We start from the raw sequence: 25833 nt of genomic DNA, 5'->3' as shown, positions 1-25833 counted from the left end.
GTGCAACGCAGTTTCGCCGCCATTGGCATTCTGCTGTCGGGTGCCGGGTTGTTCTGGCTGTCGCTGTACAGCTGGTCGCCATTCACCCTGACAGCGACGGATGCGTGGAATGGCCTGGTTCACCAGGGCCGCGTCGGCGGCAACATGGCCTATATCGTCGCCCAGTTGCGTGTGCCACGGGCCGTGTGTGCCGCGTTGGTCGGTGCCTGCCTGGGCCTCGCGGGGGCGCTGATGCAGGGCATTACGCGCAACCGTCTGGCCTCGCCGTCGCTGTTTGGCGTGACGGCGGGCGCCGCGCTGGGACTGGCCCTGTTTTCCACCGGCCTGGTCGCGCCGCCCTTTGCCGGCGGTGCGCTGTTGATGACCTGCCTGGGCGGCGCGCTGGCCTGGATCACCGTGTTCAGCCTCGGCGGTGCCTGGTCGCCGACCACGGCCCAGGGCCGTCTGGTTTTGGCTGGCGTGGCCGTGGCGGCGTTGTGCGCCGCGTTGACCCGGCTCGCAGTGATCCTGGTCGAGGCCCAGGCGCAAAGCGTGCTCAACTGGCTGGCCGGTTCACTGGCCAATGTCGGCGCTGCGCAGGTGCAAGTGCTCTGGCCATGCGCCTTGATCGGCGGCCTGTGGGCACTCTGGTGCGCGCCGCGCCTGAACCTGATCAACCTCGGCGAAGACGCCGCACGCTCACTGGGCGTCGGCATCGCCAGCCTGCGTCTGCAGGTGTTTGTCGCCAGTTTGCTGCTGGTGGGCGCCAGCGTGTGTGCGGTGGGGCCGATCGGGTTTGTCGGGCTGATCGCGCCGAATATCCTGCGCCAGTTCCTGGGCAATGACTACCGCTGGCTGATCCCGCTGAGCGCCGCATTGGGCGCGGTGATCGTGCTGGGGGCCGACCTGCTCAGCCGCGCTGTTGCCTTCCCGGTGGAAACGCCGGCGGGAGTGGTCACCGCGCTGATCGGCGCGCCGTTTTTCCTCTTTCTTGCCAGGCGTGCTCTATGATCCGACCACGACTGCGCCTGTGGCTGCTGCTCGGGTTGTTGCTGCTGGCAACCCTTGTCAGCCTCAGCGCCGGCACCCTGTGGCTCACGCCGCAAACCGTTTTCGAACGCCTGCTGGCCCACGACGTCCTTGACTTCGAAGTGTGGAACCACCGCCTGCCGCGCAGCCTGATCGCGATTCTCGCCGGTGCGGCCTTCGGCCTGGCCGGGGCGATTGTGCAGGGCGTGATCCGTAATCCGCTGGCCTCGCCGGAGATCCTCGGCGTAACCCAGGGCGCCGGGCTCGCGCTGACCGTGGCGATCATCAGTTGGCCACACCTGCCGATTGCCTGGCTGCCGCTGGTGGCTTGCCTGGGCGGGGCCGGCGGCGCGTTGCTGCTGGCGCTGTACAACACCGGCGTGAGTTTTTCCGGGGTGCGCTTTGCGTTGTCCGGGGTGGCGATTGCGGTGACCTTGTCCAGTGTCACCGAGTTTCTGATCCTCTCTCATCCCCTGGATATCAACACCGCGCTGCTCGCGCTGACCGGCAGCCTGTGGAGCCGCAACTGGCACCATGTGGCGCTGGTGTTGCCGTTCCTCGTATTGATCCCCGTGGGCCTGTGCCTGGCCAAGCCGCTCAACCTGATCGCCTTGGGCGATGAGGCGGCTCACAGCCTGGGCACCGCGCTGAGCCGTACGCGTTGGTCGGCGATGGCCTGCGCGGTGTTGCTCACCAGCCTGGGCGTGGGGGTGATCGGTCCGATTGGCTTTATCGGCCTGGTCGCGCCGCACATGGCGCGCCGGCTGGTGGGCGGGCATCACCAGTACCTGCTGCCGGCGGCGATGCTGATCGGTGCGTTGCTGCTGGTGCTCGCCGATACGCTGGGGCGCACGCTGATCGCGCCCAGCGAAATCCCCGCCGGGGTGCTTACAGCGGTGATCGGCGCGCCGTATTTTCTTTGGTTGCTGGCACGGTTCAGGGGTTGATGACATGAGTATTCTCCAGGCACGTGAGCTGGACATCGGCTACGGCGCCACCCGTATCGTGCAAGGTCTGTCCTTTGCACCGCCCGCCGGCAAGGTCACCGCGTTGATCGGCCCCAATGGCTGCGGCAAGTCCACCTTGCTCAAGGCCTTCGCGCGCATCCTCAAGCCGACTCAGGGCGAGCTGACCCTGGATGGCCAGGCCTATGCCAGCCTGTCTGCCCGCCAGTTGGCCCGGCACATCGCATTCTTGCCGCAAGTGTTGCCGGTGCCGGAAGGCGTCAGCGTGCGCCAGTTGGTTGCCTATGGCCGCAGCCCGCATAACTCGCTGTGGGGACGCCTGAGCGGCAGTGATCAAGCTCACGTGAGCCAAGCCATGCAGCGCCTGGAACTGGACGTGCTGGCTGATCGCGCCCTGGCGGACCTGTCCGGCGGCCAGCGCCAGCGTGCCTGGCTGGCGATGGTGTTGGCGCAGAATGCGCCGGTGGTGCTGCTGGATGAACCCACCACTTACCTCGACATCAGCCATCAGGTCGAACTGCTCGACCTGATGGGCGAACTGGCTGCCGAGGGCAAGACCGTCATCACTGTGCTGCATGACATCAACCAGGCCTGCCGTTATGCCGATCACCTGGCGGTGATGCACGGCGGCAAACTGGTCGCTGATGGCGCACCGGCGGAGGTGGTCAGTGCCGAGTTGATGCGGCGGGTATTTGAGGTGCAGGTGCAGGTGATGCAAGAGCCGGTCGCTGGCACGCCGATGTGCCTGGTTGAAAAAAGCACTCGGGCCAAGGCCTGATCAAGACCGACTCGCTTCGCATCGTGGATACGGTTTTTGTTCTGTGTAGCCGGCCTGCTGTGGTGGGCCGGCCTGCTGTGGCGAGCGGGCTTGCCCCGCGTTGGGCTGCGAAGCAGCCCCAAAAACAGTCACGCAATCCAATCAGCGCGCTCCCACATTTCAACGCTCGATAATCCTGGTGAACGGCCACTCGAAAGTGCGAGTGTGCTCCGCGTCACAGGTGAAGTAAGTTCTGTGAATTTATCGGGCTGCCGTTTAATTGTGGGAAAGCGCACAAGTGGCTAATTGCAACTAGCGAAGTAGTGGCTATTAGCTGCTAAGGCTCTGTCACGGGGTTCTTGGTCATTGTGTTTATTTTATTCCCCTCTTTCAGGAACTAGCGCTATAACTTCCAGTCGATAACCCCGGCTTGCTCTCGCTTGGGTTATGGCTAACTAATGGCATGTTTAAGTAGTTCCAAATAGCCATACTTTCTCGCAATACTAGATACCTCAACCTTATGTCGTCAGCGCCTATCGATGCCTGCCAGATGCAGATCCCGCACACCGACCAGGTGTGTGCGTGGCTGATGCAGCATGCTGGGCTGAAAACGGTGGACCTGGAGCGCGCCCGGCGCTTGCCGTCGGATGACCTGCTAAGCCTGCTGACCCGCCTGGGCCTGGTTTCCGATATCGAACTGGCCCGCGCCTGGGCGGCGTTGCTCGGTGCGCCGCTGTTGCTGGCGGACGCCGCGCCGCCGTTGCTCGATCCCTTGCCTGCCCTGACTGAACGCTTCATGCGCCATTACCAGGTCGCGCCCATGGGCTGGACCCAGGGTGGCCTGCGCGTGCTGGCCGCCAACCCGGCGCTGCGTTATCCGTTCCAGGCCCTGGCCTATGCATGCCAGGTGCCGGTGTGGCTGGCCATCGGTCCGCGCACTGAGGTCGATACACTGATCGAGCGTTACTACGGCCAGGGCCGTTCGGCCATGGGCACGCTGATCGAAAACCTCGATGAACAGGGCGGCGCCCAGGACGATATCGAACACCTCAAGGACCTGGCCTCCGAAGCGCCGGTGATCCGCCTGGTCAACCTGATCCTGCAACGCGCCGTGGAGCAACGTGCTTCGGACATCCACATCGAACCCTTCGAACACCAGCTCAAGGTGCGCTACCGCATCGACGGTGTGCTGCATGACGCCGAAGCGCCGCCGGCCAGTTCCTCGGCGGCGGTGATTTCGCGGGTGAAGATCATGGCGCGGCTGGACATCGCCGAGCGCCGGCTGCCGCAGGATGGGCGCATCATGTTGCGTATCCAGGGCAAGGAACTGGACCTGCGGGTGTCCACGGTGCCCACCAGTTTCGGCGAGTCGGTGGTGCTGCGCCTGCTGGACCGGCAAACCGTGCAGTTCGACTTTCCCAGCCTGGGCTTCGACGGCCAGCGGCTGGCCGCCTTCCTCGAGCTGCTGGAACGGCCCCACGGCATCCTGCTGGTCACCGGGCCCACCGGCTCCGGCAAGACCACTACGCTCTACACCGCGCTGTCGCGGCTCAACACCGCCGAGCGCAAGATCATCACCGTGGAAGACCCGGTGGAGTACCAGCTCGAAGGCATCAACCAGATCCAGGTCAAGCCCGCCATCGGCCTGGACTTCGCCGGGGCGTTGCGCTCCATCGTGCGCCAGGACCCGGACGTGATCATGATCGGCGAGATCCGCGACCTGGAAACCTGCCGCATCGCCATCCAATCTTCCCTCACCGGGCACCTGGTGCTCTCCACCCTGCACACCAACAGCGCCGCCGCGAGCATCACGCGGCTGCTGGACATGGGCGTGGAAAGCTACCTGATCGCCTCGACCGTCAGCGGCATCCTCGCCCAGCGCCTGGTGCGGCGCCTGGACCCGGCCACGCGTGTCGCTTTCGAAGCGCCGCCCGAACTGATCGCCGAACACGGCCTGGATCGCCTCACCGAACAACGCCCGATCCTGCTCTATCGCGGCGCCTATCACGGCCGCAGCGCCCTCACCGAACTGCTGGTGATGAACGACGAACTGCGCAGCCTGCTGATGCGCCACGCCGATGCCTCGACCCTGGAGCAGGCCGCGCGCCGCGCCGGTTTGCGCACCTTGTATGAAGAAGGTTTGCGCCAGGCACTGGCGGGGATTACTTCGCTGGAAGAAGTGCTGCGCGTGACCCGTGGAGAGGATGCGTGAGCCTGTTCAGATACCGCGCCCTGGACAGCCAGGGCACGCCGCAGAACGGTACGTTGGAGGCCACCGATCAAACCGCTGCGGTGGCGGTCCTGCACAAGCGAGGGTGGCTGCTGTTGCACATCGAACCGGCCGGCAGCCTTGGCCTGCGCACGGCACACAGGCCGTTGAAGGGCCAGGCGTTGGTGAGTTTTACCCAGCAATTGGCGACGCTGCTGGGAGCGGGCCAGCCGCTTGAGCGCTCGTTGAGCCTGCTACTCAAGCAGCCCGGCCCACCCCAGGTACGTGCGCTGATCGAGCGCCTGCGCGACCGCGTCAAGGCCGGCAAGCCATTGTCCGCCGCGCTGGAGGAAGAGGGTGCGGCGTTCTCGCCGTTGTACCTGAGCATGGTGCGCGCCGGTGAGGCCGGTGGCGCGCTGGAAGCAACCCTGCGCCAACTCAGTGATTACCTGGAACGCAGCCAACTGCTGCGTGGCGAAGTGATCAATGCGCTGATCTATCCGGCGTTCCTGGTGGTGGGCGTGCTGGGATCCCTGGCGTTGCTGCTGGCGTATGTGGTGCCGCAGTTCGTGCCGATCTTCCAGGACCTGGGCGTGCCGATTCCACTGATCACCGAGGTGATCCTGGCCCTTGGAACGTTTCTCGGCGCCTATGGCCTGGCGCTGTTGGCCGGGTTGATCGTGATCGTCTGGTTGGGGGCCGCGCGCTTGCGCGATCCGCTGTTTCGCGAGCATTGCGACCGGCGGCTGCTCGGTATTCGCGTGGTCGGCCCGTTGCTGCAACGCGTCGAGGCGGCGCGTCTGGCACGCACCCTCGGCACGCTGCTGAGCAATGGCGTGGCGTTGCTGCAGGCCTTGGTGATTGCGCGGCAAGTCTGCACCAACCACGCGTTGCAGGCGCAGGTCGGGCGTGCGGCGGAATCGGTAAAAGGCGGCGGCACCCTCGCCAGCGCGTTCGGCAGCCAGCCGCTGTTGCCCGAACTGGCCCTGCAAATGATTGAAGTCGGCGAACAGGCCGGCGAACTCGACGGCATGTTGCTCAAGATGGCCGACATCTTCGACGTCGAAGCCAAGCGCGGCATCGACCGCCTGTTGGCCGCGCTGGTGCCGTCCCTGACAGTTGTCATGGCGGTGCTGGTGGCGGTGATCATGCTGGCGATCATGCTGCCGCTGATGAGCCTGACCAGCAATCTATAAAGGAGCTGACCCCATGAGAAAACCACGCCGCCAAGGCGGTTTCACCCTGTTGGAAATGCTCGCGGTGATCGTGCTGCTGGGCATCGTCGCCACCATCGTCGTGCGCCAGGTCGGCGGCAATGTGGACAAGGGCAAGTACGGTGCGGGCAAGGCCCAGTTGGCCAGCCTGAGCATGAAGATCGACAGCTACGCCCTCGACGTCGGTGCACCGCCCACCAGCCTGCAACAGCTGGTGGACAGGCCCGGTGGCTATGCCAAGCCGTCGGACCTCAAGGACCCGTTCGGGCACGCCTTCGGTTATCGCTTTCCCGGCGAACACGGCGCGTTCGATCTGATCTTCTATGGCCAGGACGGCCAGCCGGGCGGCGAAGGCTACAGCGCCGACCTGGGCAATTGGGAGTAGGGCCGCCATGTTGCAGCGCGGCTTCACCCTGCTGGAAATGCTGGTGGTGATCCTGCTGATCAGCCTGGCTGCCAGCGTGCTGGGGCTGGGCGTGCGCCAGGGCTTGCAGGTGGCGCAGGAACGCCGTGCGGTGGGGCAGATGGTGGAGGCGCTGCGTACCACGCGGGCGGGGGCGATTGTCAGCGGGCAGCCTGCGCGTACCGTATTCGATCTGAGCGACCGTACGTTCCAGGCGCCGGGGCGTGCGTTGCAACGGTGGCCGTCGCGGTTGCATGTCACGCTGCACACCGCCGAACAGGTCGGCCCTGGCGTCGAGTTCTACCCCGACGGCAGCTCCACCGGCGGCAATCTTCTGGTGGCCAGTGGCGCCCGGCGTTGGCGCATCGATATCGGCTGGCTCACCGGCAGCGTGCAATCCAAGGCGCTGCCATGAAGCGCCAGGCCGGTTTCACCCTGCTGGAAATGCTCGCCGCCCTCACGCTGATGGCGGTGTGCAGCACGGTGCTGCTGGTTGCGTTTGGCCAGAGTGCGCGCTCGTTGTCCCAAGTGGCCCACAGCGACCGGTTGACCCACGCAGCGCTGACGATTTTCGACCAGGAAGCGGCGGGGCGCTTGAGCAACGGCGTCAGTCAGGGCGAACTCGACGGCATCCACTGGCAGTTGACCAGCACCCGGCAGCAGGCACGGATTGTGCGCCTCGACCTGGTCCTCAGCGAAGGCTCGCACCAGGCCCGCTTCAGCACCTTGAAGGCGCGCCTGTGAAGCGCCGTGAACAGGGCTTCACCTTGCTGGAAATCCTTGTGGTGCTCAGCTTGCTCGGCGTGTTGCTGGTGCTGGTCGGCGGTGCATTGCTGGGGGCCAATCGTGCCGTGTCCAAGGCCCAGGCATACACAGTGAACCTGGATGAAGTGCGTGCCGCCCAACAGTTCTTGCGCACGGCGATCAGCGAAGCGTTGCCGCTGGCGGTGGGCGAGGGCGATGGTTTCTTTGTCGGCACGGCGCAGCGCCTGGAGTTCGTCTCGACCTTGCCCGGCGTGCTCGGTGGCGGGATCCATCGGTTCAGCCTGCAACGGGTCGAACAGGCGTTGCAGGTGGGGTTTTCTCAACGTGAACCCCAGGTGCTGCTGAACAACATTGAGGCGTTGCAGTTCAGCTATCGCGGTGAGTCGCCGCTGGGCCAACCCACCGGCTGGGTGAGTGAATGGCCCTGGCCCAGGCGCTTGCCTTCGGCCGTGCGTATCGCTGCCAGCGTGGCGGGGCCGGTGCCCTGGGTCACCCAGGTGATTGCCCTGCGCCTGAACCTGTCCAGCGGAAGCGTTGAAGAATGAGGCGCCAACGCGGTGCAGCGTTGCTGCTGGTGCTGTGGGTACTGGCGCTGCTCAGCGTGTTGCTCGGCGGCCTGGCTGGCTGGGTACAGCTGGAAAGTCGCCAGGCCCTGTGGCTGCGCCAGCACACCCAGACCGTATTGGCCGCCGAAGCCGGCATCGCGCTGGTCATGGCCGAGCGGCACTGGGTTGCCGATGGCCGCGATATCCCCCTGAGCTTTGACGACGCCATCTTGCACGTGAGCCTGCGCAGCGAGCGCGGCAAGCTCTACCTGATCAACGCTGATGCCCAGGACTTCACGCGCCTGGCCCTGGCCTGTGGCGCTACGCCGACCCAGGCCAGGCAACTGGCCACGGCCCTCGAAGCACGACGCAACCAGGGCCTGGCGCCGTTGCGGGTGCTGGAAGAAGTACGCCAGTTGCCCGGCATGACGCAAACCCTCTACAGCCGCTTGCTGCCCGAAATCACCTTGTGGAGCGACCTGGACCGCCCCGATCCCGCCTTCGCCAGCCCGCTGATGCGCAAGGCGCTGAACCTGCCGCGCCAGGACGCCGAAGGCGTGGACCCCGGCGAAGTGCTGGTGGTGGACAGCCGCGCCGAGCGGCCCGGCGGTTATCAGGCGCGGCTTCAAGTCACCGTTTTATTGAGCCCATCGGAGGACAGCGCACAACCCTACCGGGTGTTGCGTTGGCAAGAATGAATCGACTGGAACCCATCGCCCGGCACTGGCGCGGCAGCCTGCTGCAACAGGGTTGGCAGGCATGGATCGCGGAGTTGCGCGCCTGTGTACCTGCGTGGCTGGCGTGGCAAGAGCCGCCCGAGCAGATCCATCACTGGCCATTGAGCGCGCCGGTCGCAGCAGCCAGCACGCGCCAGGTGCTGATGCTCGGCGCCGACGCTGTGCTGGTGCAAACCGTACAACTGCCCCTGGCGGCCGCGCGCAACCTCAGTGCCGTGGTCGGTTATGAGCTGGACCGCTACACGCCATTCGAGGCGGACCAGCTCTACTTTGTGGCGCGTCAGGAGCGGCGCACGCCCACCCACCTTGAGGTGACAGTGGTGGCGATCCTGCGCGAGCGCCTGGACCGGATGCTTGCCGACTGTGCCACCCTCGGCCTGCATCCCCACCGCGTGGATGCGGCCGACCTCGGCGTTGATCTGCTGCCCGCGCCACTGCGCCCGCAGCGGCCCACCGGCATGGGCCTGCAACGCAGCCTGCCGTGGCTGTGCGGGGCGTTGCTGATCGCGGCGATGCTGCTCTGGCTCAACGACCGCCAGCGCGTTATCGACGTGATGCACGCCAGCGTCCAACGGCAAAAAGCCGAGGTCGCCGAGGTGCACGCGCTGCGCCAGCAACTGCTCAATACCCGCGGCGCCGCGCAGTACCTCACCCGGCGCAAACTGGCGCAACCGCCACTGGCGGCGCTGCTCAACGACCTGACCACCTGCCTGCCCGCCGACACCTGGCTGGATCAACTGGACGTGAAGGATGGTGAAATTTCCATCTCCGGCCAGAGTGCCAAGGCCAGCGCGCTGATCACCCGCATCAAGGGCTGCCGCAGCCTGGAAAACGCCCAGTTCGAAGGGGTGATCCAGCCCGATGCGCGCACCGGCAAGGACCAGTTTGCCTTGCGTGCCCACCTACGCCAGGAGGCCGCCGATGCGCCGACCCCTCACACCCCGTGAACGTCGCGGCGCGGCCTTGCTGCTACTGGCCGTGGTGGTCGGCGCGGCCTACTGGCTGTTGGTCGACAGCTGGTTTGCTGGCCCCTTGCGTGACATGGGCGAACAGGCCGAACAACTGCGCGAGCAACAGCAACGTTATGCCGGTGTGTTGCGCCAACGCGATGCGTTGCGCCAACAGCTTGAGCAAGCCCGCCAGGACCCCGCCAGCAGCACCAGCCTGCTGCCGGGGGACGACCCGGACGTGGTCGCCGCTGATCTGATGCAGCGTCTCGCTGACCTGATCAATAGCCACGCCAACCTCGGCGGCGGGTGCAGCCTGACCCAGCGCAAGCCCATCACCGCGGAGCAGGACGATGGCGAGCCTTATCGCCAGGTCAAGGTCAGCCTGACACTCGATTGCGCCATCGAACCCCTGGAAGCGCTGCTGCATGAGCTGGAGTACCAGCCGCCGTTCCTGTTTGTGGATGAGTTGCGCATCCGCCGCAGTCAGCAGGCGCCGGCCAATGGTGGTGCGGGCAAGCTGGTGGTGCACCTGCTGGTGCGCGGCTACCTGCAACCGTCGCGGGTGACGCCATGATGAGCCGGTTGCGTCCCGTGGAGTGGGGCTTGCTCGGCCTGTCGGGGTTGCTGGGCGTGTTGATGGCGGTGATCCTCAGCAGCCTCGGTGATGAACCGCAATGGCTGCCCGAAGCGCCTGCGCGCGCCCATCCTGCTCCTCGAGTACAAGGGCTGCCCAGTGTGCCGTTGGACAACCTGGCCGCGACGTGGCAAGCGCCGCTGTTCAGCCCGGATCGCAGCCCGGATCGTGTGGTGGGCAAGGCACAGGTCAGCAGCCTGGCCCATCTCACCCTCAGCGGCATCATGATCACCGGCAACCTGCAGATGGCCATGCTCAAGCAGGTCGACGGCCCGCTGCTGACCGTGCGCCTGGGCCAGACCCTGCCCAACGGCTGGCGCCTGGAACACCTCACTCCGCAATCCGCCCGTTTCAGCCTGGACGGTCGCACCCAGACCTTGAGCTTCTACGCCAAGCGCTTGCCGCCACCGTCCAAGCGACCCCCCCTTACTTTGCCCCGCGAGCCCCTCCCTTGATCGACATGCGCACCTCCACGTTATGCCTGGCCACCGCCCTTGCCCTGGGCGGCTGTGGCAGCTTCCCCGACCGTCTCGAACCGGATGATGAGCTTCTGCACGAGGCCATGCAGGGCACTGGCTCGCAACGCCCGCCCGGCGAGGCGCCCCCAGTGGAAGTTGCCCGGCCCTTGGTCAAGTCCCCCGCGCAGCGCCAGTTGATTCGGGGCAACCGGCAGTTCGTGCGTCCGCCGGCGACCGCGCCGGGTGTGAAGGCAGAGGGCGGCGACATCGTGTTCAACTTCGCCGACCAACCCATCGAAGCGGTGATCAACAGCGTGATGGGCGACCTGCTGCACGAAAACTACAGCATCGCCCAGGGCGTGAAGGGCAACGTCAGCTTTTCCACCTCCAGGCCGGTGGACAAGCAGCAGGCCTTGTCGATTCTCGAAACCCTGCTGTCCTGGACCGACAACGCGATGATCAAGCAGGGTGACCGCTACGTGATCCTGCCGGCCAGCCAGGCGGTGGCGGGCAAGCTGGTGCCGCAGATGAGCGTGGCGCAACCTTCCAGCGGCTTGTCGGCGCGGCTGTTTCCGCTGCGCTACATCTCCGCCACCGAGATGCAGAAACTGCTCAAGCCCTTCGCCCGCGAGAATGCGTTTCTGCTGGTCGACCCGGCGCGCAATGTGCTGAGCCTGGCCGGTACGCCGGATGAGCTGGCCAACTACCAGGACACCATCGACACCTTCGACGTGGACTGGCTCAAGGGCATGTCGGTGGGCGTGTTCGGCCTGCAACGCGCGTCGGTGGCCGAGTTGATGCCTCAGCTGCAAAGCCTGTTCGGCCCGGACAGCGGCATGCCCCTGGCGGGCATGCTGCGCTTTCTGCCGATTGAACGGACCAACTCGGTGGTAGCGATTTCTTCCCAGCCCCAGTACCTCAGCGAAGTCGGCGACTGGATTCGCACCATCGACGAAGGCGGCGGCAACGAGCCACAGATGTACGTCTACGACGTGCGCAACATGAAGGCCGCCGACCTGGCCAAGTACCTGCGGCAGATCTACGGCACCGGCGCGATCAAGGACGACACGCCGGCCAAGGTTGCACCTGGCCTGCGCACGACGACCCTGTCGTCACTCAATACCGGTGACTTGCAGAACAACCCGCCTGCCGCTGAAGAACCCGAGCCGCAAGAGCAGCCGGTCGCCGCCACCAACGCCCTGGAAGCCGGCACCCGTATCACCGCACAAAAGAGCAGCAACCAACTGTTGGTGCGCACCCGTCCCGCGCAGTGGAAAGAGATCGAAGCGGCGATCAAGCGTCTCGACAATCCGCCCCTGCAAGTGCAGATCGAGACACGGATTCTTGAGGTCAAGCTCACCGGTGAACTGGACCTGGGTGTGCAGTGGTATCTAGGGCGGCTGGCGGGCAATTCCGGCAGCACCACGGTGGCCAATGCCTCCGGCAGCCAGGGTGCGCTGGGCGGTGGCGGGGCAGGGCTGGGGGCGACGGACTCGTTGTTCTACTCATTTGTCAGTTCGAATCTGCAGGTGGCGTTGCATGCGCTGGAAACCAATGGACGCACCCAGGTGCTCTCGGCGCCGTCGCTGGTGGTGATGAACAACCAGCCGGCGCAGATTCAGGTGGGGGACAACATTCCCATCAGCCAGACCACCGTCAACACCGGGGACGCCGATACCACGTTGAGCAGTGTCGAGTATGTGCAGACCGGGGTGATCCTGGATGTGGTGCCGCGGATCAATCCGGGGGGGTTGGTATACATGGATATCCAGCAGCAGGTCAGTGATGCCGAGAGTCAGAGTGGTACTAGCGATACGCCGGTGAATCCGCGTATCTCGACGCGTTCGGTGTCGACGCAGGTGGCGGTGCAGAGTGGGCAGACGGTGTTGCTGGGAGGGTTGATCAAGCAGGACAACGGGGAGAGTGTCAGTGCCGTACCGTATCTGGGAAAGGTCCCAGGGTTGCGCTGGTTGTTTGGGAGTACCAGTAAGTCCAAGGATCGGACGGAGTTGATTGTGTTGATTACGCCCAGGGTGATTACCAGTAGTGGGCAGGCGCGGCAGGTGACGGATGATTATCGGCAGCAGATGCAGTTGTTGCGGCCGGGTAGGTAGGTGTACATATCCGTTTCTTCGGTAACGGCTACTTATGGTTCCTCTCTTACAGCGGCTCACTTTTGGAAAGGCCGGAAGCCGGCCCAGCCAAAAGTAAGCAAAAGGCCTTCGCCCCAACACTCGGCACCTCGCTTAGGCTCGGTGTGCCCTCACTCCGGCTTGAATCCGTGGGCCGCCGCCACGCGCCATCCATGGCGCGGGGCGGCTAACCCGGCGTCCTGCCGGGTTACCCACGGATTCAAGCCTGCGTTCGGCCAGCGTGTTTGACGGGGCGCCCCAGATCAAGAGCAAGAGCAAGAGCAAGAGCAAGAGCAAGAGCAAGAGCACGGCGGCCTGGTAGCCGACCTGAGTGGTGTAGATCAAAAGCAGAGCTGGTTGATTCCTCAGCCCAGAGTGGCCGGTATTTTACTGTCGATCTCGGTTAAATGTGGGAGGGAGCTTGCTCCCGATAGCGGTCTGTCAGTTGATGCATCTGTGCCTGCTTCACTGCTATCGGGAGCAAGCTCCCTCCCACAGTTTGATCTCCATACAGCAGTCAGATATCCGTCTGCTTTTGATCTGGCTTTTGATTTTGATCTTAGGCGGCCCCCCAAATCACTGTCGGATTACGGGCACACCGAGCCTAGGCGAGGTGCCGAGTGTTGGGGCAAGAGCCTTTTGGTTACTTTTGGGCTCTTTTCAAAAGTGACCCGCCGTAAGGGCGGAACCATAAGCCGCCGTGACCCAAATAACGGATATGCCCCAATCCCCAAATCGCAAAAAACATTACTTATATGAATAACAAAATTCATAAATAATGAAATACAAGAATATTAGCTTATACCCAAATAGCATTATATTTTCAAAACCCATTCCGTTATGTTTGAACTCAACAGCCTACCCCTGACCTCGGATGGTACCAATCTAGACTCGGATTCTGCGCTGCCACCCCGCAGCAGAACCGTTGGAAGGGAGTTCAACGTATGTTGCCAATTCAAACCTCGCCCCACACCTAGCCCCAAATCGCCCTGACACCCCAGAAAAAAACCGAGCACCGCGCCCACCCGCGTGACGGCCCGACTTCGCGATTTGGAAACGCAGGAACCCCTATGAAGCGAGTGCTACAACCCACCGCCGCATTCACCCTGGCCATCCTGGCCAACACCGCACACGCCCAGGACGACAGCACCCTGTCCACCGTGGTCGTCACCGGCAACCGCGGCGCCGAGCAGCGTACCGTCACCAGCAGCCCGGTGCCGATCGATGTGGTCAGCGCCAAGCAATTGCAGAACACCGGCAAGCCCGGCCTCATGGAGGCCCTGAGCGCAGTGATCCCCTCGCTGACCCTGCCGGAAAAAACCGGCTGGGACGCCAGCGGTATTGCCCGAGCCCCCAACCTGCGTGGCCTGAGTGCCGCCGAGGTGCTGGTACTGGTCAACGGCAAGCGCCGTCACACCGCCGCCACCTTGAACATCAACGGGATCAATATCGGTGCGGCCCCGGCCGACCTCGACCTGATCCCCATCAGCGCCATCGACCATGTGGAAGTCCTGCGCGACGGCGCCGCCGCCCAGTACGGTTCCGATGCCATCGCCGGGGTGATCAACGTGATCCTCAAGGCCGACACCAGCGGCACCGCGCTGACCAATATCGGCCAGGGCTATGACGGCAAGAAACAGACGGTGCAGCAAAGCCTCAACAAGGGTTTCGAGATCGGCGACGGCGGCATCGTGCAGCTCGCCCTCGACGCGCGCAGCCAGAACGATGACAACAAGGCCAGCGCCAACGGCTACACCTATGCCCAGGCCTACGAGCAGGCCGGGCGGTCGACGTACGGCGGTTATGGCACGCCCAAGACCAACCTGCTGACCCTGGGCTACAACGCCGAGTTGCCGATCGACGACAACCTCAGCCTGTATTCCTTCACCACCTATTCACGGCGCAAGGCCGAGCAGGGGCAGAACTTCCGCCTGCCGACCATCACCAACACCATCACCACCGGGCCCAACGGTTATCCCGGCGGCTACACGCCGACGTGGTTTATCGACGAGGATGATTTCCAGGCGGCATTCGGCGGCAAAGGCACGGTGGGCGAGTGGGACTGGGACCTGTCCACCACCTACGGGCGCAACGAGGCGGAGCAGGGCACCACCCATAACCAGAACCCGTCCCTGGGGGAGGCCACGCCGAATCACTTTACCTCCGGTACCTGGATCGCCACCGAGCTGACCACCAACCTCGACTTCAAGCGCGGCTTCGACATCGGCCTGCAAAAGCCTCTGGACCTGAGCGTTGGCTTCGAGCATCGGCGCGACACTTATGAGGTGCAGGCCGGTGACTATGAATCCTATGCCAACGGCGGCTACTGCGTGGCGCCGGGCAATTGCGCGTCGTCGGGCGCGCAGGTCACCAACGGCATTTCGCCGGACGAAGAAAGCAGCGCCTCGCGCAACAGCCTGGCCAGTTACGTCGACGTGGGCTTCAACCCGGTGCCGGACTGGTACGTCGGCACGGCGTTTCGTTACGAGCACTACAACCAGGGCGTCGGCGCCACGCGCAGCGGCAAGCTGACCACCCGCTATGACTTCACCCCGCAGTTCGCCGTGCGCGCCACTGTCAGCAACGGTTTCCGAGCGCCGTCCCTGGCCAACAGCCTGTTCAGCGCACGCTCCACCACCTATGGGGTGGTGGACGGCGTGTACCAGTCGATCAACTACGGCGTGTTGCCCGTGGGTTCCGCCGCGGCCCAAGCCCTCGGTGCCCAGCAATTGAAGCCGGAGCGTTCGACCAACTTCAGCCTGGGTTTCACCCTCACGCCCACCGACCGCCTGAGCTTCACCGCCGACGCCTACGTGATCAACCTGCGCGACCGCATCACCCTCACGGGCACCTTGCTCGGCCCCGAGATCACCCAGGTATTGCAGAACAATGGCATCCACTCCACCTCCGGCGGGCAGTACTTCATCAATGGCGCCGACACCCGTACCAAAGGCCTGGACCTGGTCAGCAACTACAGCCAGGACCTCGGCCGGTACGGTTCGGTGAAATGGACCGCAGCATTCAACTGGAACCAGACCAGAATCCTCAACTACAAGGAATCCACCCACATCCTCGGCACCTCCTACGAGCTGATGAACCGCGAGGCGCGCAACCTGATCACCGGCGTGCAGCCCAACACCAAGCTGATCCTGGGCGGCGACTGGAGCATCGATCGCTTCAACCTCAACCTGGCCCTGACGCGCTACGGCTCCTACAAGGAAGTGAACTCATCGGCCAATCGCGACCTGGACCGCATCTACAGCGCCAAGTGGATCACCGATCTCGACCTTGGCTACAACCTCACCAAAGACCTGAACATCGCCGTCGGCGCCAAGAACCTGTTCGACATCTACCCCAAGAAACAAGGGGTGCCGAGCAGCACCATGGTCAGCAGCTATGGCGTCTATTCGCCCTACGGTTTTACCGGCGGGTACTACTACACCCGCTTGACCTATGCCTTCTGAGGCCGAGGAATACACCATGCCTATCGTCGCCAAACCCTATGACCTGATCGACGCGCCCAGTCCGGTGCGCCAGGCCCGTGTCTCCACGCCGATCAAGGCCCTGCAGGTGGTGCCCGCCCGGCATCCCTGGCGCTGGGCCGGGTCGATCTTTGCGGCGCTCGTGCTGCTGGCCATCGTGCATTCGCTGGCCACCAACCCGCGCTGGGAGTGGGGCGTATTCGGCCAGTGGTTTTTTTCGCCGTCGGTGCTGCGTGGTCTGGGGCAGACGCTATTGCTGACCCTGCTGAGCACGCTGTTCAGCATCATCCTTGGTACCGCGCTGGCATTGGCGCGGCTGTCGGGCTCGCCGCTGCTGGCGGCATTGGCCTGGGGCTATATCTGGTTTTTCCGCTCGATGCCGGCGTTGCTGGTGCTGATCATCCTCTACAACTTTGCCTACCTGTATGACCACATCGTGCTCGGTGTGCCGTTCACCAGCGTGGTGTTCGCCGAGTGGTCGACGGTGGATGTGCTCAGCCAGTTCACCGTGGCCGTGCTGGGCTTGAGCCTGATGCAGGCGGCGTATGCGGCGGAGATCATCCGTGGCGGCCTGATCGGCGTCGACGCCGGCCAGCATGAAGCCGCCGCGGCCCTGGGGCTGCCGGCCTCGCGGCGCATCTTCCGGATCATCCTGCCCCAGGCGCTGCGCTCGATCCTGCCGTCGGGTTTCAACGAGATCATCGGCCTGGTCAAGGGCACGTCCATCGTCTATGTGCTGGCCCTGCCGGAGCTGTTCTACACCGTGCAGGTCATCTACAACCGCACCCAGGCGGTGATCCCGCTGCTGATCGTAGCGACGGTCTGGTACCTGATCATCACCACCGTGCTGACCAGCGCGCAGTACTACGTCGAACGCCACTTTGCGCGGGGCACCGCACGGGTGCTGCCACCCACGCCGCTGCAACGCATTCGCGGCTGGATCAAGGAGAAGACCCATGGCTGAAGCACGCGCCGGGCGCATCCAGATCCAGGGCGTGGGCAAGCGCTTTGGCAACCAGCAGGTGTTGAAAGACATCGACCTGACCATCGACCCGGGCAAGGTCACGGTGATCCTCGGGCCGTCCGGCTCGGGCAAGTCGACCTTGCTGCGCACCATCAACCACCTGGAAAAGATCGACAGCGGGCATATCACCATTGACGGTGAATACGTCGGTTACCGTCGCAAGGGCGATCTGCTCTACGAACTCAAAGAACGGGAGATTCTCAAGCGCCGTATCGACGTCGGTTTCGTGTTCCAGAACTTCAACCTGTTCCCCCACCTCACCGCCTGGGAAAACGTCGCCGAAGCGCCCCTGGCCCACAAGCGCTGGAGCAAGGCCGAGGCCCAGGCCAAGGCGGCCGGGTTGCTGGCCAAGGTCGGCCTGGCGGACAAGGTCGATGCCTATCCGCGCCAGCTCTCTGGCGGCCAGCAACAGCGCGTGGCCATCGCCCGTGCCCTGGCGCTGGACCCCAAAGTGCTGCTGTTCGATGAACCCACCTCGGCCCTCGACCCGGAACTGGTGGGCGAAGTGCTCGACGTGATCAAGGGCCTGACCCAACTGGGCGTGACCCTGGTGATCGTCACCCACGAGATCGGCTTTGCCCGTGAGGTGGCCGACCACGTGGTGTTCCTCTGCGACGGCCAGTTGATTGAAGAAGGCCCGCCCGAACAGATTTTCCGCCAACCGCGACATCCCCGCACTGTGGCCTTTCTCGGCAAGGTGCTGTAGTTCAAGGAGTGACTGCCCATGTTTATCTCTACTGCCCGCGTGGCCCTGCTGGCGCTTGCCGTCAGCACCGCGCAACACGCATTCGCCGTGCAACAGGTCGACCTCAGCCCCGACCGCCCGCGCATCCATGTGCCGCGTAACGAGGCGGCCATCGCACAGATCCCGCCGGGCTTCAAGTTCGCCCAGCCGGGCAAGTTCACCGTGGCCGTCTCCGGCGTGGCCGGGCCGCCCCTGGCGCTGCTGGCCAGCGACGACAAGACCACCATCGGCAGCGAGGCTGACACCGCGCAGCTTGTTGCCGATAGCTTGGGCCTGCAACTCAATGTGGTGCAGACCAGTTGGGAGGACTGGCCCCTGGGTGTCAGTTCGGGCAAGTACGACGCGGTGATCAGCAACGTCACCGTGACCGAGGCGCGCAAGAAGCGCTTTGACTTCGCCACCTACCGCCAGGATGTGCTCGGCTTCTACGTGAAGAGCACCAGCAAGATCAGCGAGATCAAGCAGGCGGCGGACATCGCCGGGTTGAAGATCATCGTCGGTTCCGGCACCAACCAGGAAAAAGTCCTGCTGGCCTGGAACGAGGCCAACGAGAAGGAGGGGCGCAAGCCGGCGCTGTTGCAATACTTCGACGACCAGGCTGCCGCCCAGTTGGCCGTGCAGTCCGGGCGCAGCGATGCGCTGTTCGGGCCTAACTCGGTGTATGCCTATTCGGCGGCAATCACCGGCGGTATCAAGCTCGTCGGCACGGTGAATGGTGGCTGGCCGTTGAAGGCCGATATCGCGGTGACCACGCGCAAGGACAACGGCCTGGTCAAGCCGATCCACACCGCCCTGGAAGGTGCGATTGCCGGCGGCCAATATGAGCAGGTGCTGCAACGCTGGGGCCTGGACATCGAGCGGGTCGACACGTCGCTGATCAACCCACCGGGCCTGCCGGATTAAGGAGCATCGAGCATGGGACTGACACGACGTGAAGCGCTGTCGAGCATCGCTGCGGTAGGGGGCGAGCTGGCGGTCAAGGACGCGCTGGCGGCATTGGGCCTGGGGCCGTCGTCACACCGCCGTCCGCAACCGTTGAAACTCAAGGAAGGCCTGGGGCAGGGCACGCGTGTGCTGGTGCTGGGCGCGGGGATCGCGGGGCTGGTCACAGCCCTGGAACTGACCCGCGCCGGCTTCGAGGTGCAAGTGCTGGAGGCCCGTGAGCGGGTGGGCGGCCGCACCTGGACGATCCGCAACGGCGACCGCGTGGACTACAAGGACGGCCGCACGCAAACTGCAGCATTCGACCCGGGGCATTACTTCAACGCCGGGCCGGCACGGATTCCCAGCCAGCACCGCACGATTCTCGACTATTGCAATGAGCTGGGCGTGCCGCTGGAAGTGCTGGTCAACAGCAGTCATGGCGCCCAGGTACGGCCTGATGTGGGCAAGCCTGCATTCACGGTCGGCCAGGCCATCAACGATGCGCGCGGGCACCTGTCCGGCTTGCTCGCCAAAGCTGTGCAGCGCGATGCCCTCGATGATCTGTTGAGCGGTGAAGAGCGTACGCGCTTGCTGGCGTTCCTGCGGGTGTATGGCGACCTGTCCCAGGAGCTGGCTTTCGAGGGCACGATCCGTTCGGGGCACCTGGAATCGCCAGCGCACCCCGGCGCCTTGCCCGCCAGCCGCCGCCCGTTGGCGCTGGACCAACTGCTGCATCCGGAACTGTGGGGCGCGTTGCTGCACACCGAATTCCCGGAGTTCTCTGCCACCATGTTCCAACCGGTGGGCGGCATGGACCGCATCACCGACGCCTTCTACCAGCGCGTCAGCGGTCATGTACAACTGGGCGCCCAGGTGCGCCGTATCCGCCAGTTGGAAGACGGCGTGGCGGTGACCTATCACGACCAGCGCAGCGGCCGCGAGCAGGTCGTGCGCGCCGACTACCTGATCTCGACGTTGCCGCTGCCGTTGCTGGCCAGGCTCGACACCGACTTCAACGACCCGATCAAGGCCGCCCTGCTCAGCACCCGCAGCGACCAGGCGACCAAAGTGGCGTGGCAGTCGCCGCGCTTCTGGGAGACCGACTACCGCACCTACGGCGGCCTGTCGTGGATCGAACACCCGGCGCGCCTGCTGTGGTACCCGAGCAATGACCTCAACACTCGCGAAGGCCTGCTGGTGGCGGGCTATGTGACCGGGGAGGGCGCCGATGTGTTTGGCGCGCAACCGTTCGACAAACAGTACGCCACCTCCAGGGAGGCCGTGGAACTGCTGCATCCCGGGTATTCCAAGCACCTGCGCAATCCGCTGGCGGTGTCCTGGGAGCAGATTCCCTACAGCGAAGGCCCGTGGCTGCAGCGCGAGCATTTCCCAGCCGACGCCAGCGCCTTGCTTGAAGCCGGGCATGGCCGGGTGTATTTCGCCGGCGACGGGCTGGTTCAAAGCGGCGTGGGTATCTGGCAGGAATCGGCGGCCAACTCGGCGCGCCATGTGGTGGGGCAACTGGCTGAACGGGTGACTCAACACCGTCATAGCGCGGCATTGGCCGCTTCATAAGGAGATTCATCATGAGCGACAGCATTCAACGTACCAGCGTCGGCGATTTCCCGATTTCCCAGACCGTCACGGTGCCGGCATCCGCCAGCCTGATCTTCATCAGCGGCACCTTGCCCGACCTGCACGATGCCAGCGCCCCGGCGGGCACACCGGCGGCCTATGGCAATACCGAAGTGCAGACGGTGTCGGTGTTCAACAAACTGCGCAAGATCCTGCGCCAGCAGGACCTGGACCTGGGCGATATCGTGCAGTTGCGGGTGTTCCTGGTAGGGGCCGAAGAGACAGGCGGCAAGCTGGATTTCGCCGGCTTGCAGGCGGGGTACACGCAGTTCTTCGGTACACCTGAGCAACCGAACAAGCCGGCACGTACGGCGCTGCAAGTGGTGGCGTTGCCATTGCCTGGTGCGTTGATTGAGGTCGAGGCGGTTGCTGCAAGAGCGGTGTGAGGCTCAACGAGTCTTGGCAATCACACCGCTCATGTATTGATTCAAATCGCGGAAGTCGCTAACCCTCCATGCGAACGGCGCTAGCTTCACGCCGTTCTCTCGCAACGTCCTTGGGATCAGGTCGCCATTGGGGCGAATTATGATTGAAGAGACGATAACGCCTGGGTAGTCATTCAGGCGTTTTTTGAACGCGGCGGTGGTCAGGTCAGGTGTGGGGGGATTGCTCTTGTTGGCCAGGGGGCCAGTGCCTTTGATATCGGCGCCGTGACACATCGCACACCGCTGGGAAAAGAGAGTTTTCCCGTTGAGGTTATCCGCGAAGGACAGTGAGGGTTGGGTCAGCGATAACAGGCTGAGCCAAGCGATAAGTGCCCGTTTCATATCCATATGACCTTGTGGCTTGAATCAGATTGGGATCGAGGGAATAACCTGATGCCAGCGCGTTGAGTTTGAAAGGTCGCCATTCTCCTTGTTTTCTCATGACCGTGTCCAAAGCCGCTTCAACGGCCCGCGACAGCGCTGTTGTTTTTTATGCCTGTTGCGGATTTTTTTTCTTGGTTTATATCAGTAATTTTAATAATTAGCATATATCTACAAAGCCTTTCACAAGCCCCGCTCGCGGGCATTAACGTCGATCTCTACAGGCCAGCACCGCGGCCACCCACGGAGGAATACCCTGATGCCCACCTCACCCCGGCAACTCAAATTCGGCGCCATTCTCACCGGTGTAGGCACTGCACAAAACGAATGGCTGCACCCGCAGATCCCCGGCGATGCCAGTGTGGATATCGACTGGTACCGCGCCCAGGCCCAACAGGCAGAAGCGGCCAAGTTCGACCTGGTGTTCATCGTCGACAGCCCCTACATCACCCCGGATTCCGCGCCGCATTTCCTCAACCGCCTGGAGCCCTTGACGCTGCTCTCAGCCATCGCCGGGGCGACCTCGAAAATCGGCCTGGTGGCGACGCTCACAACCTCCTATACCGAACCCTTCAACGTGGCGCGGCAGTTTGCGTCCCTGGACCACATCAGTGGCGGCCGCGCCGGCTGGAACGTGGTCACCACCGGCTTGGAAGGCGCGGCCGGTAACTTTGGCCGCGCGCAACACATCGACCACACCGAGCGCTATCGCCGCGCGGCCGAACATCTGGAGGTGGTGCAGGGCTTGTGGGACTCCTATGAAGACGACGCCTTTGTGCGTGACAAGCAAACCAAGGTGTTCCTCGACCCGCAGCGCCAACACCGCCTCGATCACCACGGCGAGTTTTTCTCGGTCACCGGACCGTTGAATATAGCCCGTTCAGCCCAAGGCCAACCGGTGATTTTCCAGGCGGGAATCTCCGAATCCGGGCGCAGCCTGGCGGCGAACTATGCCGAGGGGATTTTTGCCGGCGTGGGCAATTTCGAAGATGCCCAGGCGTACTACAGCGACATCAAGAAACGCACCGCCGCCGCTGGACGTAACCCTGACCACGTAACCATCCTGCCGGGTATTTCTCCAATCATCGCGGATACCGATGAGCAGGCCCAGGCCATCGACCGCGAGCGCAATGGCGAGCTGGATCTGCACAAAGCGCTGGTGCAGTTAGGCCGGCCATTCAATTACCACGACTTCAGCCAATATCCGTTGGATGAGCCGTTCCCGGAGTTGGGTGACTTGGGTAGCAATGGCTATCGTGGGCATGCGGAAAACATCAAGCAAGTTTCCCGTGAACAGGGTCTGACGTTGCGTCAGGCGGCGCTGCGGTTTGCCAAGCCGTTTTCCAGTTTCGTCGGCTCGCCCAAGACCGTGGCGGATGAGATCGAGCGCTGGTTTGTGGAGGGCGCGGTGGATGGGTTCAACATCCATGTGGGCGCGCCGGAGGACTTTGCGCGGTTTACCGATAAGGTATTGCCGCTGTTGCGCGAGCGCGGGTTGTTTCGCAGTGAGTACAGTCACAGCACGTTGCGCGGGCACCTGGGGTTGCCGGTGCCGGTGAATCGGCATACGGCGGCACGTGACGTCGCGGCATGACGGGTTACCACCACTTCCAGCGACCCTGTTTTTTCAGGGTCGCTTAGGTTTTTCATACCTCTTGTTTTTTCTGCTTGTTCAATCGATCAACTCTTCGTAAAGGCCGATCGCAAGTGTTTTGACGTTTCCGGACATAGCGCTACTGGTAAAGCTCAGAGTTGCTGCCAAGCTCTCCGTTAGGTGGTGAAGGGTGGTCTGATGCATTTCTGTAGCACTGATGCGTTTGGGCAGCCGGCCTGCCGCCTGTTCCAATTTGAGCAGTTTCGTTGTGAGTCGAGGGTCACGGATTCTGAGTAACTCGTTGTTCAGTTGTGCTCGCTCTGGTCGTGAAAGACCTCGCAGGACTTGGCGCAGTGATTTTCCTGTCACTCGCGTAGCAGTGCTAACCGCTCTGATTGTCACGAGTGTTGAAGTAACTACACCTAGCAGCGCAATGCTATCCAACACCACCATTGCCGCCTGGTACCAAGCTTCATTGTCCAGATTATCGTTAGATTGAGGGCTGTAAACCTCAAATGCCGTTCGAACAGTGCCAGCGATGCATTGAACTGTACTCGCTACTGCAGCAGCCTTTCCTACAAAGGAAATCACTGCACTTGCTCCCGCAGTGAAGGGCATGAACGCAATCCCGCTCCAGACTACCACCCAACTCAATAATGCCCCTGCACAAGTCATTGTGGTGTTGGTCGCCTCCGCGACCAACCTGGACTCCCGCGTCTCATGTTCCAGCATCCGCTTGAACTCCACTGGCCCCACGTACCTTGGCGCCTCCCGCAGTACTATTTTGATCGGCTGTACCCTGCAAACCGCCTGAAACTCACGCAGGACCACGACATTGAACTCCGCATCGATATACACCACGCCAGCACCAATCACTGACGGGTCGGCGTCGATGGCTGAGAACAATCGAGGCAGATCAATGCTGCTTTCAATACGTTGCCGTGTGGTGCGATGGGCCGAGGGAAATCCATCCTTGAGCAGTGAGGCCGTCATTCCTTAACTCCTGGTTTTGGGAGTCGAGAGAGTAAAGACGCGGTTGCGCAAATTGATGTCGGATGTTTCGTCTTTTCGAGACAGGCGCGTCCCAATACCGGTTTTCAACCTTGTCGGCCCTTTGTCGAATAAGGAACAGTTCGCCCCGCGTCACTTCCGACGCTGACAAGGACAAGGAGCCAATATGGCCGTCGATATGTTTTTGAAACTGGGCGATATCAAGGGTGAATCACGCGACCACGCTCATCTCGACGAGATCGATATCACCGAGTGGGCGTGGGGAGTGTCTCAGGCAGGATCGATGCACTCCGGGAGAGGTGGCGGCGCCGGCAAGGCCGATTTTGCCAACCTCAATCTGACCAAGCCGCTGGATAAATCCAGCCCAAATTTGATGATGGCCTGCGCTAGCGGCAAGCATTACCCCGAAGCACGGCTTGTGGTGCGCAAGGCGGGTGGTTCCAGCCCTGTGGAGTATCTGGTGATCACCTTGAAGGAAGTGATGGTGGTGTCCTACGGCACGAGTGCCGGAAATAAGGATGATGTGCTTTACGACAGAGTTGCGCTGAATTTTGCCACCGTCGACGTCAGCTACCAGCCACAGAAAGCCGATGGTGCCAAGGACGGTGGCCCAGTGAAGTTCGGTTGGAATATCCGGCAGAACGTCAAGGTCTGAGGCTTCTAGGAGAAATGCTATGAGGCTGTCGGACAGCCGATCGCTTTGGTGTATCACAGCCGCTCTCATCTTTGTTGTAGGGCTTCATGGCTATCTCATTGTCGACGGGTTAATTCGCGGTGTGGCGATTTCTTACAGTCGCGTGGGGCCTTCCATCACCTACACGCTTGTAGGGCAGCCGAAGCTGTTCTGGTTCACGATCATCTGGAACGTAGTATGTGAAGCCGTATTCATTGCTCTGACCCTTGGTATGGCTTGGGCCGCCAGGGCGATGTCTAAAAACGAGCGCCCCAAAAAACGTTGATATCCAGGCACCATCGCTACTCCTGCAACTGCAACGCCCGCTGCTTGAGCTTGCGCTTTTGCTCGAACGGCAGCTTCTCATCATCCCCATACGGCGCGCTGTACCAGTTGCCATAGGTCGGGTTGGGCAACAAGAACCAGCGTTGCTCCAACCAGTTCACATAGGGCTCCACCGCCTTGCGCTGATCCGCGAGGGTGTTGTGCTCGGCCTGCACGAAATCCCCCAGGGAATCCCCGGCCATCAATAACACGCGGGCATGGGCGGCGACCCATTGGCGGCGGCAGTTCTTGCCGTAGCCGGCGCTTTCGCAGTGGCCGGTGGGGGTGCTGGCGGCCAGGACCTGTTGGTCGCTTTCAACCGGGAAACCGCGCAGGCGCAGGTTTTTTACGGTGGCGGCGACCTGGCTGTGTTCGCGGTTGGTCAGGTAATACACCTTGATGCCTTTTTGCCGGGCCGCCTGCAGGAACGCCACGGCACCGGGCAAGGCCTGGGCCCTGGCCTGGTCGACCCAGGTATTCCAACGGTCGTAGGAATAGACCTGGTTGTTGACCACATCGCGGGCGTTGAGCGGTACGTTGTCCAGCAGCGTCTCATCGATATCGACCACCACCGCCGGCGGTAACCCGTTCAGATTGCGCGGGGGAAAGGGCAGGGCATCCCAGGTGGGATCGGCCAACGCCACGTCAAGTTGACGGGTGGCATTGGCGAAGAGCTGGCGGTAAATCAACTCATGCTCGATGGAGGTCTGGGTCCAGAGCACGGCATCGAGTTGGTCATTGGCCGGCGGCGTTTGTTGGCAGCCCGCCAGCAGAAGCAGGCTGGCGAAGATCAGGTTGCGCATGGGCAGTCTCGCAAGTGAGGGTTGAATGGGCAGCA

At 63.1% G+C, this 25833-nt stretch carries 26 protein-coding genes; 23 read left to right on the top strand and 3 right to left on the bottom strand.

The features are described from left to right. The 20 genes from fecC to BM110_RS07745 all read left to right on the top strand — a co-directional run bounded on the left by fecC (position 1) and on the right by BM110_RS07745 (position 20973). Entirely contained in the window at positions 1 to 990 is a 990-nt protein-coding gene (gene fecC / locus BM110_RS07840; RefSeq protein WP_093513054.1) for an iron-dicitrate ABC transporter permease FecC, read from the top strand. After that, the gene (locus tag BM110_RS07835; RefSeq protein ID WP_093513052.1) at positions 987 to 1955 is read left to right on the top strand and encodes an iron chelate uptake ABC transporter family permease subunit; all 969 of its coding nucleotides are present in this window, start codon (positions 987 to 989) and stop codon (positions 1953 to 1955) included. The genes fecC and BM110_RS07835 overlap by 4 nt, the downstream gene beginning before the upstream one ends. Positions 1956 to 1959: 4 nt before the next feature. Then, complete coding sequence (gene fecE, locus BM110_RS07830; RefSeq protein WP_092250461.1) at positions 1960 to 2751, top strand: Fe(3+) dicitrate ABC transporter ATP-binding protein FecE; 792 nt, start codon at positions 1960 to 1962, stop codon at positions 2749 to 2751. Positions 2752 to 3280: 529 nt separating this feature from the next. Next, complete coding sequence (gene gspE / locus BM110_RS07825; RefSeq protein ID WP_371914786.1) at positions 3281 to 4942, top strand: type II secretion system ATPase GspE; 1662 nt, start codon at positions 3281 to 3283, stop codon at positions 4940 to 4942. After that, positions 4939 to 6135 carry a type II secretion system inner membrane protein GspF gene (gene gspF / locus BM110_RS07820; protein ID WP_093124534.1) on the top strand — a complete coding sequence of 399 codons (1197 nt, stop codon included), beginning with the start codon at positions 4939 to 4941 and terminating at the stop codon, positions 6133 to 6135. The genes gspE and gspF overlap by 4 nt, the downstream gene beginning before the upstream one ends. Before the next feature lie 13 nt (positions 6136 to 6148). Beyond that, on the top strand, positions 6149 to 6538 hold the full coding sequence (locus BM110_RS07815) for a type II secretion system protein GspG (RefSeq protein WP_010209194.1): 390 nt from the start codon (positions 6149 to 6151) through the stop codon (positions 6536 to 6538). 7 nt (positions 6539 to 6545) lie between these two features. After that, the gene (locus BM110_RS07810) at positions 6546 to 6971 is read left to right on the top strand and encodes a GspH/FimT family pseudopilin (protein ID WP_092250470.1); all 426 of its coding nucleotides are present in this window, start codon (positions 6546 to 6548) and stop codon (positions 6969 to 6971) included. Next, a complete protein-coding gene (locus tag BM110_RS07805) occupies positions 6968 to 7300 on the top strand; it encodes a type II secretion system protein (protein ID WP_058427615.1) in 333 nt (110 codons plus the stop codon). Before BM110_RS07810 ends, BM110_RS07805 begins: the two co-directional genes overlap by 4 nt. After that, on the top strand, positions 7297 to 7866 hold the full coding sequence (locus tag BM110_RS07800) for a prepilin-type N-terminal cleavage/methylation domain-containing protein (protein WP_093513048.1): 570 nt from the start codon (positions 7297 to 7299) through the stop codon (positions 7864 to 7866). Before BM110_RS07805 ends, BM110_RS07800 begins: the two co-directional genes overlap by 4 nt. Further along, positions 7863 to 8564 (top strand): general secretion pathway protein GspK, encoded by a 702-nt coding sequence (locus tag BM110_RS07795; protein WP_093513046.1) that lies wholly within the window; start codon positions 7863 to 7865, stop codon positions 8562 to 8564. The genes BM110_RS07800 and BM110_RS07795 overlap by 4 nt, the downstream gene beginning before the upstream one ends. Beyond that, a complete protein-coding gene (locus BM110_RS07790; protein WP_092250476.1) occupies positions 8561 to 9550 on the top strand; it encodes a type II secretion system protein GspL in 990 nt (329 codons plus the stop codon). The genes BM110_RS07795 and BM110_RS07790 overlap by 4 nt, the downstream gene beginning before the upstream one ends. Continuing rightward, positions 9525 to 10127 (top strand): type II secretion system protein GspM, encoded by a 603-nt coding sequence (gene gspM / locus BM110_RS07785; protein WP_092250479.1) that lies wholly within the window; start codon positions 9525 to 9527, stop codon positions 10125 to 10127. The genes BM110_RS07790 and gspM overlap by 26 nt, the downstream gene beginning before the upstream one ends. Continuing rightward, positions 10124 to 10642 (top strand): general secretion pathway protein GspN, encoded by a 519-nt coding sequence (locus tag BM110_RS07780; RefSeq protein ID WP_092250482.1) that lies wholly within the window; start codon positions 10124 to 10126, stop codon positions 10640 to 10642. The genes gspM and BM110_RS07780 overlap by 4 nt, the downstream gene beginning before the upstream one ends. 5 nt (positions 10643 to 10647) lie before the next feature. Beyond that, positions 10648 to 12759, top strand: coding sequence for a type II secretion system secretin GspD (gspD, locus tag BM110_RS07775; RefSeq protein WP_092250485.1), 2112 nt, complete (start codon positions 10648 to 10650; stop codon positions 12757 to 12759). Between the two features lie 1088 nt (positions 12760 to 13847). Then, positions 13848 to 16241 (top strand): TonB-dependent receptor plug domain-containing protein, encoded by a 2394-nt coding sequence (locus tag BM110_RS07770; RefSeq protein ID WP_093513043.1) that lies wholly within the window; start codon positions 13848 to 13850, stop codon positions 16239 to 16241. Between the two features lie 16 nt (positions 16242 to 16257). Next, entirely contained in the window at positions 16258 to 17223 is a 966-nt protein-coding gene (locus BM110_RS07765; RefSeq protein WP_092244444.1) for an amino acid ABC transporter permease, read from the top strand. Then, positions 17216 to 17989 carry an amino acid ABC transporter ATP-binding protein gene (locus BM110_RS07760; protein WP_092244447.1) on the top strand — a complete coding sequence of 258 codons (774 nt, stop codon included), beginning with the start codon at positions 17216 to 17218 and terminating at the stop codon, positions 17987 to 17989. The genes BM110_RS07765 and BM110_RS07760 overlap by 8 nt, the downstream gene beginning before the upstream one ends. Positions 17990 to 18007: 18 nt before the next feature. Next, on the top strand, positions 18008 to 18931 hold the full coding sequence (locus tag BM110_RS07755) for an ABC transporter substrate-binding protein (protein WP_071492149.1): 924 nt from the start codon (positions 18008 to 18010) through the stop codon (positions 18929 to 18931). A 12-nt stretch (positions 18932 to 18943) separates the two neighbouring features. Further along, positions 18944 to 20527 (top strand): flavin monoamine oxidase family protein, encoded by a 1584-nt coding sequence (locus BM110_RS07750; protein ID WP_092244450.1) that lies wholly within the window; start codon positions 18944 to 18946, stop codon positions 20525 to 20527. Between the two features lie 11 nt (positions 20528 to 20538). Then, complete coding sequence (locus tag BM110_RS07745) at positions 20539 to 20973, top strand: RidA family protein (RefSeq protein ID WP_093513041.1); 435 nt, start codon at positions 20539 to 20541, stop codon at positions 20971 to 20973. Positions 20974 to 20976: 3 nt separating this feature from the next. Here BM110_RS07745 and BM110_RS07740 read toward each other — a convergent pair whose 3' ends face one another. Beyond that, entirely contained in the window at positions 20977 to 21354 is a 378-nt protein-coding gene (locus BM110_RS07740) for a c-type cytochrome (RefSeq protein WP_093513039.1), read from the bottom strand. Positions 21355 to 21652: 298 nt separating this feature from the next. Between BM110_RS07740 and BM110_RS07735 the strand changes: the two genes are divergently transcribed. Then, entirely contained in the window at positions 21653 to 22987 is a 1335-nt protein-coding gene (locus BM110_RS07735) for an LLM class flavin-dependent oxidoreductase (protein WP_139220312.1), read from the top strand. 78 nt (positions 22988 to 23065) lie between these two features. Here the strand turns inward: BM110_RS07735 and BM110_RS07730 are convergent, their stop codons facing one another. Beyond that, entirely contained in the window at positions 23066 to 23980 is a 915-nt protein-coding gene (locus BM110_RS07730; RefSeq protein ID WP_093513037.1) for an Ssp4 family T6SS effector, read from the bottom strand. Positions 23981 to 24164: 184 nt separating this feature from the next. On the opposite strand from BM110_RS07730, the gene BM110_RS07725 reads away from it, so the two are divergent. Together BM110_RS07725 and BM110_RS07720 are read left to right on the top strand one after the other, a co-directional pair. Next, on the top strand, positions 24165 to 24653 hold the full coding sequence (locus tag BM110_RS07725; protein WP_092244460.1) for an Hcp family type VI secretion system effector: 489 nt from the start codon (positions 24165 to 24167) through the stop codon (positions 24651 to 24653). A gap of 19 nt (positions 24654 to 24672) precedes the next feature. Continuing rightward, positions 24673 to 24957, top strand: coding sequence for a hypothetical protein (locus BM110_RS07720; RefSeq protein ID WP_092244463.1), 285 nt, complete (start codon positions 24673 to 24675; stop codon positions 24955 to 24957). Positions 24958 to 24973: 16 nt separating this feature from the next. Here BM110_RS07720 and BM110_RS07715 read toward each other — a convergent pair whose 3' ends face one another. Further along, complete coding sequence (locus BM110_RS07715) at positions 24974 to 25798, bottom strand: 5'-nucleotidase, lipoprotein e(P4) family (protein ID WP_093513035.1); 825 nt, start codon at positions 25796 to 25798, stop codon at positions 24974 to 24976. Positions 25799 to 25833: the final 35 nt, after the last annotated feature.

It is taken from the genome of Pseudomonas sp. NFPP28 (assembly GCF_900115535.1).
GTDB classification, from domain to species: domain Bacteria; phylum Pseudomonadota; class Gammaproteobacteria; order Pseudomonadales; family Pseudomonadaceae; genus Aquipseudomonas; species Aquipseudomonas extremorientalis.
The sequence above is the reverse complement of the archived record's forward strand: the minus strand, read 5'-3'. Positions and strand labels throughout refer to the sequence as shown.

Coding starts and splice junctions, on each gene's coding strand:
- BM110_RS07835 (WP_093513052.1), top strand. CDS start 987: ATGATCCGACCACGACTGCGCCTGTGGCTGCTGCTCGGGTTGTTGCTG.
- fecE (WP_092250461.1), top strand. CDS start 1,960: ATGAGTATTCTCCAGGCACGTGAGCTGGACATCGGCTACGGCGCCACC.
- gspE (WP_371914786.1), top strand. CDS start 3,281: ATGCAGATCCCGCACACCGACCAGGTGTGTGCGTGGCTGATGCAGCAT.
- BM110_RS07815 (WP_010209194.1), top strand. CDS start 6,149: ATGAGAAAACCACGCCGCCAAGGCGGTTTCACCCTGTTGGAAATGCTC.
- BM110_RS07810 (WP_092250470.1), top strand. CDS start 6,546: ATGTTGCAGCGCGGCTTCACCCTGCTGGAAATGCTGGTGGTGATCCTG.
- BM110_RS07805 (WP_058427615.1), top strand. CDS start 6,968: ATGAAGCGCCAGGCCGGTTTCACCCTGCTGGAAATGCTCGCCGCCCTC.
- BM110_RS07795 (WP_093513046.1), top strand. CDS start 7,863: ATGAGGCGCCAACGCGGTGCAGCGTTGCTGCTGGTGCTGTGGGTACTG.
- BM110_RS07790 (WP_092250476.1), top strand. CDS start 8,561: ATGAATCGACTGGAACCCATCGCCCGGCACTGGCGCGGCAGCCTGCTG.
- gspM (WP_092250479.1), top strand. CDS start 9,525: ATGCGCCGACCCCTCACACCCCGTGAACGTCGCGGCGCGGCCTTGCTG.
- BM110_RS07780 (WP_092250482.1), top strand. CDS start 10,124: ATGATGAGCCGGTTGCGTCCCGTGGAGTGGGGCTTGCTCGGCCTGTCG.
- gspD (WP_092250485.1), top strand. CDS start 10,648: ATGCGCACCTCCACGTTATGCCTGGCCACCGCCCTTGCCCTGGGCGGC.
- BM110_RS07770 (WP_093513043.1), top strand. CDS start 13,848: ATGAAGCGAGTGCTACAACCCACCGCCGCATTCACCCTGGCCATCCTG.
- BM110_RS07765 (WP_092244444.1), top strand. CDS start 16,258: ATGCCTATCGTCGCCAAACCCTATGACCTGATCGACGCGCCCAGTCCG.
- BM110_RS07760 (WP_092244447.1), top strand. CDS start 17,216: ATGGCTGAAGCACGCGCCGGGCGCATCCAGATCCAGGGCGTGGGCAAG.
- BM110_RS07755 (WP_071492149.1), top strand. CDS start 18,008: ATGTTTATCTCTACTGCCCGCGTGGCCCTGCTGGCGCTTGCCGTCAGC.
- BM110_RS07750 (WP_092244450.1), top strand. CDS start 18,944: ATGGGACTGACACGACGTGAAGCGCTGTCGAGCATCGCTGCGGTAGGG.
- BM110_RS07745 (WP_093513041.1), top strand. CDS start 20,539: ATGAGCGACAGCATTCAACGTACCAGCGTCGGCGATTTCCCGATTTCC.
- BM110_RS07740 (WP_093513039.1), bottom strand. CDS start 21,354: ATGAAACGGGCACTTATCGCTTGGCTCAGCCTGTTATCGCTGACCCAA.
- BM110_RS07735 (WP_139220312.1), top strand. CDS start 21,653: ATGCCCACCTCACCCCGGCAACTCAAATTCGGCGCCATTCTCACCGGT.
- BM110_RS07730 (WP_093513037.1), bottom strand. CDS start 23,980: ATGACGGCCTCACTGCTCAAGGATGGATTTCCCTCGGCCCATCGCACC.
- BM110_RS07725 (WP_092244460.1), top strand. CDS start 24,165: ATGGCCGTCGATATGTTTTTGAAACTGGGCGATATCAAGGGTGAATCA.
- BM110_RS07720 (WP_092244463.1), top strand. CDS start 24,673: ATGAGGCTGTCGGACAGCCGATCGCTTTGGTGTATCACAGCCGCTCTC.
- BM110_RS07715 (WP_093513035.1), bottom strand. CDS start 25,798: ATGCGCAACCTGATCTTCGCCAGCCTGCTTCTGCTGGCGGGCTGCCAA.